11 protein-coding genes are annotated in these 12,737 nt (G+C 60.1%); 10 read left to right on the forward strand and 1 reads right to left on the reverse strand.

Features of this window, described 5'->3' with window-relative positions; all coding sequences use genetic code 11:
• Positions 1 to 174 precede the first annotated feature (174 nt).
• From HBO23_RS21255 to HBO23_RS21300, 10 genes are all read left to right on the forward strand, one after another.
• The gene (locus HBO23_RS21255; protein ID WP_170039618.1) at positions 175 to 1,893 is read left to right on the forward strand and encodes a DUF6543 domain-containing protein; all 1,719 of its coding nucleotides are present in this window, start codon (positions 175 to 177) and stop codon (positions 1,891 to 1,893) included.
• Between the two features lie 126 nt (positions 1,894 to 2,019).
• Positions 2,020 to 2,370, forward strand: coding sequence for a hypothetical protein (locus HBO23_RS21260; protein WP_017136648.1), 351 nt, complete (start codon positions 2,020 to 2,022; stop codon positions 2,368 to 2,370).
• Positions 2,371 to 2,649: 279 nt separating this feature from the next.
• On the forward strand, positions 2,650 to 3,609 hold the full coding sequence (locus tag HBO23_RS21265) for a MoxR family ATPase (protein WP_003174327.1): 960 nt from the start codon (positions 2,650 to 2,652) through the stop codon (positions 3,607 to 3,609).
• A 5-nt stretch (positions 3,610 to 3,614) separates the two neighbouring features.
• Positions 3,615 to 4,547 (forward strand): DUF58 domain-containing protein, encoded by a 933-nt coding sequence (locus tag HBO23_RS21270; protein WP_017136649.1) that lies wholly within the window; start codon positions 3,615 to 3,617, stop codon positions 4,545 to 4,547.
• A complete protein-coding gene (locus HBO23_RS21275) occupies positions 4,544 to 5,038 on the forward strand; it encodes a DUF4381 domain-containing protein (protein ID WP_017136650.1) in 495 nt (164 codons plus the stop codon). Before HBO23_RS21270 ends, HBO23_RS21275 begins: the two co-directional genes overlap by 4 nt.
• Positions 5,031 to 6,119, forward strand: a complete 1,089-nt coding sequence (locus tag HBO23_RS21280) for a VWA domain-containing protein (RefSeq protein ID WP_170039621.1) — start codon at positions 5,031 to 5,033, stop codon at positions 6,117 to 6,119. Before HBO23_RS21275 ends, HBO23_RS21280 begins: the two co-directional genes overlap by 8 nt.
• A complete protein-coding gene (locus HBO23_RS21285; RefSeq protein ID WP_099549322.1) occupies positions 6,116 to 7,855 on the forward strand; it encodes a tetratricopeptide repeat protein in 1,740 nt (579 codons plus the stop codon). The genes HBO23_RS21280 and HBO23_RS21285 overlap by 4 nt, the downstream gene beginning before the upstream one ends.
• Positions 7,852 to 9,492, forward strand: coding sequence for a BatD family protein (locus HBO23_RS21290; protein ID WP_170039624.1), 1,641 nt, complete (start codon positions 7,852 to 7,854; stop codon positions 9,490 to 9,492). The genes HBO23_RS21285 and HBO23_RS21290 overlap by 4 nt, the downstream gene beginning before the upstream one ends.
• 627 nt (positions 9,493 to 10,119) lie before the next feature.
• Entirely contained in the window at positions 10,120 to 10,419 is a 300-nt protein-coding gene (locus HBO23_RS21295) for a hypothetical protein (protein ID WP_170039627.1), read from the forward strand.
• Positions 10,420 to 11,035: 616 nt separating this feature from the next.
• Positions 11,036 to 11,335, forward strand: a complete 300-nt coding sequence (locus HBO23_RS21300) for a hypothetical protein (protein ID WP_170039629.1) — start codon at positions 11,036 to 11,038, stop codon at positions 11,333 to 11,335.
• 303 nt (positions 11,336 to 11,638) lie between these two features.
• Here the strand turns inward: HBO23_RS21300 and HBO23_RS21305 are convergent, their stop codons facing one another.
• Positions 11,639 to 12,559, reverse strand: a complete 921-nt coding sequence (locus HBO23_RS21305; RefSeq protein WP_170039632.1) for a hypothetical protein — start codon at positions 12,557 to 12,559, stop codon at positions 11,639 to 11,641.
• Positions 12,560 to 12,737 lie beyond the last annotated feature (178 nt).

Raw genomic sequence — 12,737 nt, forward strand, 5'->3', positions numbered from 1 at the left:
AGCGCCCTGCACCTGGGCGAGTAGGACGATAGTTTTTTTCTGTGTAGGCCATAGGCATTTTGAATGGAGTGAATACAGCTCATTCGACCAATTAAAACTGACTCGATGCACACAGCATCGATTGCGCAAACACACCACGGACGGCCCACTGATTAATTGAAGTGAGCGTTTAGTATGACCAGCATAACTGCAACTGTAAGTCAGGGTATTATCAGTGCCTCGACGAATGTACCGAATGGCGTTCCCACTTACCCAACACCGCGCCAAGCCCATAATAAGCCTCCCCTCCCTGAATTAAACTGGGATCGCCCGGAGTTGAAGTGGGGCGAGCAGACCGTACGGCCAGAACAACCTGCCGTGCAACACGATAGCTGGCCAGCCTCTTATTTTTCCGAGCCATTAAAAAGAAACAACGCGCTCGACAGGTATGCAGCCGACAAGTACAAACCCTTCATGTCCGCCACTCAACATACCTCAGAACATGTGGCAGCCCAGATTAAACAAAAGTGGGGGATCGACGCCGATCCGGAAAAAACCTTTCTGGTCACCTTTGCTTATGACAAAAACACCACGCCTCACAAGGCGGTCATTACACAAAAAATCTCCCTGGCGGATGCGGCATGCCTGAATATTCAACACACGCCACGGCCCAAGGGGATGACTGGAAAACAAGAGGCTCCCAAAGGGCAACCTACCGAACCCTTCGACATACAGCCTAATTCCCGCCACACGGAAAAGCCCAATTGGGACGGCACTTTCCCACGTCCACTCGTGGGCAATTTCAATACTTATTATCACGGTATTGTGACTGAGCCCTCGCCCGACGCACCCACTACTTACGGTGCGGGCCAGCATGTTCAGATCCCCCCGGCCGACTTCAAAAAAATGGTCTGGGACCATGCCTATAAAAAACCCTACGACCAGTACCTGAACTTCAAGTGGTCGCCTGAAACCCGTGAGTCCTATACCGCACTTGCCAAAATTAGCTACCTTAATGCTGCGCACGCGCAACATCATGAGCGCTCGCTGGACGAGGAAGGCCGAAAGATCGCCATGAGCCTCGTCGGTGTACCCGCCAACCAGACTTATCTGGATGCAGGGCTGGAAACACTGGTTAAACCGCACACGCCAGACGCAAGCCTGGAGACCAAATTTCTGAGTTTCAATGGCTTCCACTCCACTGACATTTTCTATACCAGAGACGTCAATACTCAGAAAACGCTTCTATACATTCCAGGCAATTCGTCCCCCATCCACTCGTTCGATTCGCCCCAAGCAATGAATAAATGGCTGGCTACCCAATTGATTGACGAAGATAAAGCCGCCGCTTTCAAAAAACATTTCTCCCCAAAAGATGCTTCGTCTTCATTATTTAAAAAAGGCTTCGATGCGCGATTGGAGCTGATTCGACAGCACATCAAAGAGCCAGGCGCTGTGGACTTCCTGGAACGGCAAGGCTTTTGGGAAGAGGGTGGCGTATTTGATGGCAAAAAGATCACGGACGACCCTTTCAGCGAGGTTCAAGAGCGCACAGAAAAAAGCATGAAAGCCAGTACCAACCAGGAGTTCGTGCTGAACACAGACCACAACAAGCAAACAATTCTTAAGGCAAAAAAATGGTTGGATGGAGCGCTTCTGCTTGCAACCCCCATTGGCTTGGCACTGCCCCCCGTGGGCATCTTGCTGACGGCGCTGAGTGTGGGCTCCGGATTGCTGGAAGTGGGCGTGGGCATTCACGACAACGCCAACGACCGCGCAAACGCCGATGACAGGATTACGTTCGGTGTATTCAATGCGCTCAAGCCAATACTGACTGCGGGGGCTGGCAAGGCTTCAGAGCCCATCACCGGGCCGATCAAAACAGTGTTAAAGGCCACTATTTTGGCGAAATAACCCACTGCAAGTGCGATACCAGTAGTGGCAGGGGCAGTCCCATCCACTTAAGAGCAGCGTAAACGTTTGTACGATGGCAAAATTAGCCGCCCGTCGTTCAAGTACGCTGCTTTTAGAGGACTGCCCATGCAACTGACCACTCCCCACCTGATCGCCACACCCTGTGACGAAGAAGAAGACAACATGGCCATGCTGTGCTGCCACGGCAATAATGGCGAAATGTTCATGCTCAGCCGTTACCCGGACGAAGATGAGGTTGAGCTGACCTGGGATTACGAACCGTCGACCCTGGATGGGCTGAAAGTGACCTTGAGTGACACCACGCTGGTGATTGAACTGGCGGCGGGTGATGCCGATGCACTGGGCGGCAAGGACCACTTGCGGATCAACCACACCACCGCCGCGTCGGATTTGGCTGAAGTTGAAGAAACCTTGCAGAACATCCTCAAGGGCACCGGCACCTTTAGCCGGATTTAGGCTGTTCCAAGGATCAAATGTGGGAGCTGGCTTGCCTGCGATGCAGGCACCTCGGTGTATCAGGTCACTCCAGTTGATGCCATCGCAGGCAAGCCAGCTCCCGCAGGGGCCGAGCGACCCTCAGTGGAATTTGTGCTTTCCACACAAAAATCCTACAAGTTTTGCTAAAAATACCCGCCGCGTCGTTAGTCGCTATACCCTGCGATGCATTAAAGTAGATGCCCCAGGCCCGGCGGTTTTTTTCGACGTTGGGGCTCATCTCTCCAGGAACCGTCATCGATGGAACATCGTGAAGCGCTGCTTGCGCTGCGAACCTTTCTTTCTACGCAGATTCTCGGCCAGGAAAAACTCATCGATCGCTTGCTGATCGCCCTGCTCGCCGACGGCCATATGCTGGTAGAAGGCGCACCGGGCCTGGCCAAGACCAAGGCCATCAAAGAGCTGGCCGAAGGCATTGAAGCGCAGTTCCATCGTATCCAGTTCACCCCCGACCTGTTGCCGGCCGACATCACCGGCACCGAGATCTATCGCCCGGAAACCGGCAGCTTCGTGTTCCAGCAAGGCCCGATCTTTCACAACCTGGTACTGGCGGACGAAATCAACCGCGCGCCAGCCAAGGTGCAGTCGGCATTGCTCGAAGCCATGGCCGAGCGCCAGGTCAGTGTGGGTCGCAGCACCTACGACCTGTCGCCGCTGTTTTTGGTCATGGCCACGCAAAACCCCATTGAGCAGGAAGGCACCTACCCGCTGCCCGAGGCCCAGCTCGATCGCTTCTTGATGCACGTCAAAATCGGTTTCCCGGACGCGGCGGTCGAACGACGCATCCTGCAGCAAGCCCGTGGCGAGGCGCTCAATGGCGAAACCAAGCCCGAGCGCCGCGTGAGCCAGCAGGCGATTTTTGCCGCGCGCAAGGAAATCCTCGGCCTGTACATGGCCGATGCGGTGGAGGAATACCTGGTGCAACTGGTCATGGCCACGCGCACCCCGGCCAAGTTCGACCCGGAGATGGCCGAGTGGATCGCCTATGGCGCCAGCCCGCGCGGCTCCATCGCCCTCGACCGCTGCGCCCGCGCCCATGCGTGGCTGGCCGGGCGCGACTTTGTCAGCCCGGAAGATATCCAGGCAGTACTGTTTGATGTGCTGCGTCACCGCATCATCCTGTCGTTCGAGGCCGAAGCGGCCGGCATTGACCAGGACCGCGTGGTGCAACGCATTCTCGACGTCGTTGCCGTCGCTTGAACCCCATGAATGCCGGCGATGGAATCCGCGTCACGCTCAGCGAATTGATTGAGATGCGCCACCGCGTGCGCGAAGTGCAGCTGTTTTCCACGCCAAGCCAGCGCAGCCCGCTGATTGGCCTGCACCACTCCAAGCTGCGTGGGCGCGGTGTCGACTTCGACCAAGTTCGCGTGTACCAGGCTGGCGACGATGTGCGCACCATCGACTGGCGCGTGACGGCCCGCACCCAGGAGCCGCACACCAAGCTATTTCATGAAGAACGTGAACGGCCGATTTTCATCATGGTTGAGCAAAGCTGTCGGCTGTTCTTCGGCTCCGGGCAAATGTTCAAATCGGTACTCGCCGCCCAAGCCGCCAGCTTGATCGGCTGGGCCGCGCTGGGGCACAACGACCGCGTCGGCGGGTTGGTGTTCGGCGACAGCGAGCACTACGAAATCAAGCCCCGGCGCAGTAAACAAAGCCTGCTGCAATTGCTTAACCGCCTGGTGCGCGTGAACCAGAGCCTGAATACCGAAAGCCGCCCCGAAGCCGACGCGTTGGGCATGGCGCTGCGCCGTGGCCGCGAAGTGTTGCGCCCGGGCAGCCTGGTGATTGTGATCTGCGATGAACGCGCGTTGACCGAAGGCGCCGAGCAACAGCTGAGCCTGCTGTCACGCCATTGCGACCTGTTATTGTTGCCGATCTCCGACCCACTGGACCACGCCCTGCCCGCCGCCGGGCTGCTGCGTTTCGCTGAACGTGGCGCGCAATTGGAACTGGACACGCTGAATTTCGATTTGCGCCAAGCCTATAAAGCCCAGGCTGAGGAACGCATTGCGCGCTGGGAACTGCTGGCACAGAAGCTGCGCATTCTATTGATGCCCCTGAGCACCCAAAGCGAGATGGTCGAGCAATTGCGCGAATACCTCAACCCGCAACGCCCGGTTAAAAAGCAATGAGCAGCCTCGACCAACTGCAGCCACTGATCGCCCCGCCGGCCATCGGGTTCTGGCCGCCTGCGCCGGGTTGGTGGCTGCTGCTGCTGGTGATCCCGCTGCTGGGCTGGGGCCTATGGTGGTTGCGCCGTTTCCTGCCCACCCGACGCCCCGTGGCCCGCGCCGAACAACCGTTGGACCCGCTGCGCATCGCCGCCCTGGCCGAACTTGCGCTGATGCCCAAACCCTACGACGGCGCGCCCGCCGGTGCCTGGCTGCAGCAGCTCAATGGCCTGCTCAAGCGCCTGTGCCGCAACGACTACCCCTACAGCCAGAGCCACACATTAAACGGGCGCAAATGGTTGGCGTTCCTCGACAACCGTTGCCCGGCCGCCGGGCTTACACGCTGGATGGTGTTGGTCGAAGGCGCCTACAAACCCGAATGCAAACTCGACGACAAGGCCATCGCCGGCCTGACCCAAGCGGTCGATACCTGGATTCGCAAACATGTTTGAGTTCGCCTGGCCGTGGATCTTCGCCCTGTTGCCCTTGCCGTGGTTGATGCGCTTCATCCTGCCAGTGGCCGACAGCGGCGAACCCGCGCTGAAGGTCAGCTACCTGGCCGACCTTGAGGGCCTGGCGCGCCGCCGTGCGCGGGTCAACCTGCCCGGCTGGCGCCAGCAAGCGCCGTTCATGGTGCTGTGGCTGCTGCTGCTGACCGCCGCCGCGCGCCCGGAGTGGCTTGGCGAACCGCTGCCCATTGCCGCCAGCGGCCGTGACTTGCTGGTGGCCGTGGATGTGTCCGGCTCCATGGATTTCCCTGACATGCACTGGCAGGACGATGACGTCAGCCGCCTGAGCCTGGTGCAGCATTTGCTCGGCGACTTCCTGGAAAGCCGTGAAGGCGACCGCGTGGGCCTGATCCTGTTTGGCAGCCAGGCTTACCTGCAAGCCCCGCTGACCTTCGACCGGCGCACCGTGCGCACCTGGTTGGATGAAGCACGTATCGGCATCGCCGGCAAAAACACCGCCATCGGCGATGCGATTGGCCTGGCCTTGAAACGCCTGCGCCAGCGCCCGGCGCAAAGCCGTGTGCTGATCCTGGTCACCGATGGCGCCAACAATGCCGGGCAGATCGACCCGCTGACCGCCGCACGCCTGGCGGCCGAAGAAGGCGTGAAAATCTACCCGATCGGCATCGGCGCCGACCCGGAGCAAACCGGTTCGTTGGGCATCCTGGGCGTCAACCCGAGCCTGGACCTGGATGAACCGGCCTTGAAGGCCATCGCGGACGCCACCGGTGGCCGCTACTTCCGCGCCCGCGACGGCGACGAGCTGCAAAAAATCAAACAAACCCTGGACCAGCTTGAGCCCGTCGCGCAACAGCCGACCCAGGCACGCCCGGCCCAGGCGCTGTACAGCGCACCGCTGGCGCTGGCGTTGATCCTGAGCATGTTGCTGGTGGTTCAAGAACGCTGGCCCAATAACCCCTTGCAACGCACCTTCAACAAACTCTCGACCAAGGGCATTTTCCTGCAACAGCACCCGCAATGGCGCCAACGCCTTAAACGCCTGCGCTTGCGGAGGCGTCGATGATCGACCTGTGGCCACACTGGTTTCGCCCTTGGTGGTTGTTGCTGCTGCCGTTGCTCGGCTGGCTGCTGTGGCAGCTGTGGCACCGACAAAAGCGCGCCGGGCGTTGGCAAATGATTTTGCCGCCGGCGTTTCATGCGGTGCTGCTCAGTGGCGGCAATGGCCGCGAAAGTAAATCGCCCTGGGTGGTGTTGGGCATCGCCTGGCTGCTGGCCGTGCTGGCATTGCTTGGCCCCAGTTGGCAAAGGGTTGAACAGAACAGCCAGAAACCGGCCGACCCGGTGGTGGTGCTGTTGGAGCTGACCCCGGAAATGCTCGCCACCGACAGCCCGCCCAATCGTTTGGAACAGGCGCGGCGCAAGCTCTATGACTTGCTGCAGGCACGCGACAACGCGCCCACCGCCATCGTCGTGTATGCCGGCAGCGCCCATACGCTGGTGCCGCTGTCGGATGATCTGGCCACCAGCCGCAACCTGCTCGAAGCCCTGCGTCCCTCGATCATGCCCGAGCCAGGCCATCGTGCCGATCTGGCGGTGGAAAAAGCCCTGGGTTTGCTCAAGCAAGCCGGTCTCGGCCAGGGGCGCCTGTTGCTGGTCGGCTCGTCGCTGTCGAAACAGGAGCGTCAAGGCATTCGCCTGCAGTTGCAGAGCGCCCAGGCCCCCAGCTTGTCGATCCTCGGCATCGGCAGCCGCGAAGGCACGCCGGTGACCCAGGAAAGCGGTGAGTTCCTTAAGGATGACCAGGGCGCCATTCTGGTGCCGCGCCTGGACGGCCCGACGCTCAAGGCGTTTGCCAGTGAAATGGGTGGCCGCTACCGCGCCGCGCGCCTGGATGACAAAGACCTGCGCCAGCTCAACCTGCTCGATGGCCCGCAGGCCCTGCGCAACGACGGCCAACTGCTGCACCTCGACACCTGGGCCGACCAGGGTTACTGGCTGCTGCTACCGTTATTATTGCTCGCCGCCTGCGCCGGGCGTCGCGGCTGGCTGTTCTGCGTGCCGTTACTGTTACTTGGTGCGCCGCAGCCCAGCTATGCCTTTGAACTTCAGGACCTGTGGCTGCGACCCGACCAGCAAGGCCAATATCTGCTGAAGAAACAACGCCCCAACGAGGCCGCCAAACACTTCGAAGACCCGCAATGGCAAGGCGTGGCACTGTATGAGGCGGGCAACTACGCCGAGGCGATCAAGCGTTTTGCCCAAGGCAATGACGCGTATTCCCACTACAATCGCGGGAATGCGCTGGCCAAATCCGGCGAACTGGAAGCCGCCATCGACGCTTATGAGCAAGCACTCGAAGCCCAGCCCGACCTGCAACCGGCGCTGAAAAACAAAGCGCTGGTCGAAACCCTGATCCAGGAAAAGGCCCAGCCCGAGCCGGCCAAGCCTGTCAAAAATGAGGATGACGAAACCACCCAACCCGGCCAAACTGCGCAACCGGGCAGCAGCGGCCAAAGTGCCACGGGGGGCGAGCAATCACCCCAAGGCCAAGGCCAGGCCAGTGCCGGCGATAACCAGACGGGCGCCACGCCCAAAGCCGGCGGCAACGACGTACCGGGCAGCGAGCTAGGGGACGAACACACCACCACCCCGCCCTTGCGCCCCGCCGATGCCAGCCTCGATGGCGAGCACCGCCAGGCGCTGGAGCAATGGCTGCAGCAGATCCCGGACAACCCCGGCGAACTGCTGCGACGTAAATTCTGGTACGAACAGCAACAACATCAGGACAAGACTCGATGAGCCGCCGCACCACCCTTCTGCTCCTGCTCGCCCTGTCGGCAAGCCACGCCCAGGCGGCCAACCTGGTGGCGAGTGTCGACCGCAGCCGCGTCAATTCCGGGGAAACGGTGGAGTTGACAGTGGAATCCAGCGACGTCACCCAGTTCGGCAAACCCGACTTGTCACCTCTGGATGCGCAGTTTGAAGTGAGCGGCACGCGCCAGATCAACCAGCTGACTACCTTGGGCGGCGATAACCACGCCACCACGCGCTGGATCATCACGTTGCTGCCCAAGGAAAACGGCACCGTGGTGATTCCGCCGCTGCAAGTGGGCGAACTCAAGACCCAGCCGATCAGCCTGCAAGTGCTGGAAACCGCCAGCCAGAACACCAGTGCCGAACTGGCCCCGGTGTTTATCGAAGCCAATCTGGACCAGAGCAGTGTGTACGTTCAGGCCCAGGTGCTGTTGACCGTGCGCGTGTACCACTCGGTGTCGCTGTATGACGACAGCAGCCTCACGCCGTTGCAAATCCCCGATGCGCGCATTGAACAATTGGGCGAGTCGCGCACTTACGAGAAGGTCATCAACAGCATTCGCCACGGCGTAATCGAAACCCGCTATGCGATTTACCCGCAGCACAGCGGTGCCTTGGTGATTCCGGCGCAGACTTTCAGCGCCACCTTGGTGGAATCGCGCCCGCCCCAAGAGAACACGCTGCAGGGCACCAAGCCGGGCAAGTTGATTCACGCAAGCTCTGCCCAATTGCCGCTGACCGTCAAGCCCAAGCCGGAGTTCTACCCCGCCGACGCCGCCTGGCTGCCCGCGCGCAGCTTGACCCTGAGCGAAGTCTGGAATCCCGAGCCTGATCACGTTCAAGTGGGCGACTCCCTGACCCGCAGCCTCACGGTCAAGGCCGAAGGCCTGTCCAGCGCCCAGTTGCCGGCCCTGCCCAGCAGCGACATCAATGGCCTGCGCCGCTACCCGGACCAGCCGGTGCTCGGCAACCAAAACAGCGACCGTGGCCTGATCGGCAGCCGTGAGGACCGCGAAGCTCTGGTGCCAACCCGCGCCGGTGCCGTGGAGTTGCCCGCCGTGGAAGTGGTGTGGTGGAACACCCACGAAGATCACCTGGAACGCACCAGCCTGCCCGCACGCACGCTGCAAGTGGCGACCAACCCAAGCCTGGTGGTGGACACGCCCGCCACACCAACGGTCATTACCGCACCGGACGATAGCCGCCTGTGGCTGTGGCAACTGAGCACCTTGATACTTGCCTGCACCACGCTGTTGGGTTTCGGCCTGTGGTGGCGCGCACGTCGCCAACCCGCCGTGCAACGCGCCGTACAAACCGGCCCGAGCCCGCGCTCGCTGTTGGACGACCTCAAGCGCGCCACCCAGGCCAACGACCCGCAAGCCACGCGCCAGGCACTGGATGCCTGGGCGCGGCAACAGCCGGAAACCCTGGCCGACATGGCGGCGCGGTTCGTGCCGCTGTCGGATGCCTTGGATGGGTTGAACGGCGCGCTGTACAGCGAGAGCGGCCAATACTGGCTGGGTGAAGATTTATGGCGTGCGGTCAAGGCCATCCCGATGGTTGAGCGCGCCCAAGACCCGGCAACGGACACCACCAGCTTGCCGCCGTTGTATCCCAAGTAAATCTCTCTCTACCTGACAGCACAAAACCCATGTGGGAGCTGGCTTGCCTGCGATGGCCATAGGTATGCCGCTTTTTCCTGTGGCGAGCAGGCTTGTCCTGCGTTGGGCCGCGAAGCGGCCCCAGTAAAGGCACTGCAATTTTCCTGAAAGAACTCAGTGTCTGGGTTTGGGGCTGCTTCGCGGCCCAACGCAGGGCAAGCCTGCTCGCCACAACAGCACACTTGCCACAGGCTTCGTGTTGCTGAAATACCGAGGTGTCTGCATCGCAGGCAAGCCAGCTCCCACAGATGATGGGTGTTGCCTGGGCGACATGCATTGTTAAAGGCCAGCAGTCCATATCCCTTTAATTTGCGGGAAGTTTCCTAGACAATCCTTCGGCCTTGCGCCTGCTCACTTCACTGGCTAGCCTTCGCTCCGTCGCTGCATATCAGCGATCGGGAGTGAGATCCTGTGAACGGAGTGCCAAGTGCCACAACCGCGAGCAACATGCTCTATGGCGGCTGTGTGCGGGCAGACCTAGGTCTGGCCGGGTGCTCCTGACCGGTTATCTCACCCCGCACATAGCTGCCACCTTTTGTCGAGTGAGATCTGCAAAAGAATGGCTCCCAACTTTTAGGAGTTTCATTCATGACCAAAATCGTCCCAGACCCACCCCGTTTCACCCCCGACCGTAAAATCTTCGAACGCGCCCTGAGCCACTACCTGCAACCCACCCCACCGCCATCCTTCACCGTGCATCACGACCTCAGCTTCGAAGACGCCCTCGCCCAAATCTGCGATTTGCTGCGCTGTGCAGCCGCCACTGCCGCAGACACGCGCCAAACGCTGACAGGCGATGAACACCACATGGCCGGCGCCACCGAGCACTTGATCAACCAAGCCAAAACCTTTGCCGACCGCGCGCTGGAGTGCATGAACGCCGCGTAACCCTCTGCCGGAACTGGCTTATGTGGGAGCTGGCTTGCCTGCAATGGCCATAGGTATGCCAATTTCTCCTGTGGCGAGCAGGCTTGTCCTGCGTTGGGCCGCGAAGCGGCCCCAGTAAAGACACTGCAATTTTCCTGAAAGAACTCAGTGTCTGGGTTTGGGGCTGCTTCGCAGCCCAACGCAGGGCAAGCCTGCTCGCCACAACAGCCCACTGGCCACTAACCGGTTGTGTAGATACCTATGGCCATCGCAGGCAAGCCAGCTCCCACAGGTGATGGGTGTTGCCTGGGTGACATGCATTGTTAAAGGCCAGCAGTCCATATCCCTTTAATTTGCGGGAAGTTTCCTAGACAATCCTTTGGCCTTGCGCCTGCTCACTTCACTGGCTAGCCTTCGCTCCGTCGCTGCATATCAGCGATCGGGTGTGAGAACCTGTGAACCAGTAGGCGCCAAGCGCCGCAACCGCGAGCAACACGCTCTATGGCGGCTGTGTGCAGGCAGACTTCGGTCTGGCTGGAGTCCTACTGTCCGGTATTCTCACCCTGCACGTAGCTGCCACCCTCTTGTCGAGTGAGACCGACATCCGGATGGCTCCTTTTTCAGTAGGAATATCCGCATGACCAAAATCGCCCCAGCCCCACCCCGTTTCACCCCCGACCGTGAAATCTTCGAACGCGCCCTGAGCCACTACCTGCAACCCGCCGCACCGCCATCCTTCACCGTGCATCACGACCTCAGCTTCGAAGACGCCCTCGCCCAAATCTGCGACTTGCTGCGCTGTGCAGCCGCCACCGCAGCAGCCACCCGCCAGGCGCTGAGCGGTGATGAACAGCACATGGCCGGCGCCACCGAGCACTTGGTCAACCAGGCCAAAACCCTTGCCGACCGCGCCTTGGAGTGCCTGCACGCCGCCTAACCCTCTGTAGGAGCTGGCTTGTGTGGGAGCTGGCTTGCCTGCGATGGCCATAGGTATGCCAATTTCTCCTGTGGCGAGCAGGCTTGTCCTGCGTTGGGCCGCGAAGCGGCCCCAGTAAAGGCACTGCAATTTTCCTGAAAGAACTCAGTGTCTGGGTTTGGGGCTGCTTCGCAGCCCAACGCAGGGCAAGCCTGCTCGCCACAACAGCCCACTGGCCGCAGGCTTCGCGTTAACCGGTTGTGTAGATACCTATGGCCATCGCAGGCTTGCCTGCTCCCACTGGTCAGCGTCTACGCGTGAACGTCAGGTCTTTGCGCGACTGCGCTTGTAGACATAGGCGATGTTTTCAATATCGAACCGGCCGTCCTGCTTACCTGGCCCATCGTCGCCAATCCCGATATCCAGCGCCAGCAGCAACTCCGGGCGGGCCAGAAGTTCCAAAGCGCTCTCTTGTGCCTGTGCCGAAAAAGTCCGGGTGCTGGGCACCATGCCGGCGGCTTCTTTCAACTCATGAATATTCACAAAACGGTCGTTTTTACCGGCGGCAAACTCGCGCAAGTGATAGGCGATGTGCCGCAATAAGTATTCGTTGCTCCAGAACGGCTGTGGGCCGACCTTATGCGGCGCGTCTTCGCGGGAAGCCAGCCATTGCTTATCGCTGAGAGCGCCATACCCCTCCTGGGTGAAGGCTTGCCACATGCTTGCCGGTGTTTCGGCCACCGCATAGCCGCTGCCGGTGAACCCTTCGAGTACACCGTTGTTTGCATCCTCACCGCGAGTTTTGCCTGCTGCACTCAGAGACGCATCAATCCAGTTAAGTACTCTGGCCGCGTTGTAGGCCGCATCCGCTCTAGACTGGGGGTAAGGGTTACTGGAGGTCCAATCGCCCAATTGCCTATAGGCCATTTCAAAGTAAATATTATTTTCACGCACGGGTTGTCTCACCACTATTTCGCCGTTCACTTTACCGACCCAGTCACGACGTATTCCTCGTTGGCTGTCCAGCCATTTGAGTATGGGGTTGTCATTAATGATTTGCTCAGCGGATCGAGTATCGCCCAGGGGGCGCTGGAGATTTTCCCTCGGGACAACATGCTGATTTTTCTCGCCGCGCAGCGGGTCGATGGGGCCGCGCACAGGCGTTGGCACATAGATTGGAAAGAGTTCCCCTGCGCTAAAGCCCCGTCGTTCATGTTCGTGCTGATCAATATTACCCAGAGACATTGTGTAGTGACTCCAAAAGGAAAAAGATGCCTCGCAGAATTCGGGAGGTCATTCTTAATTAACGCAGGTCAGAACTCTGGTTCCCTTACAGGGATCACCGAATGGGGCTGCATTCGTCGGCAAATGTTTCCACTGTGGTGTTGCGTAGATTCCCCGGCCTCCCCCCGACAAGCCCGCA

Source organism: Pseudomonas sp. WS 5532 (genome assembly GCF_012985445.1).
Lineage (GTDB): Bacteria > Pseudomonadota > Gammaproteobacteria > Pseudomonadales > Pseudomonadaceae > Aquipseudomonas > Aquipseudomonas edaphica.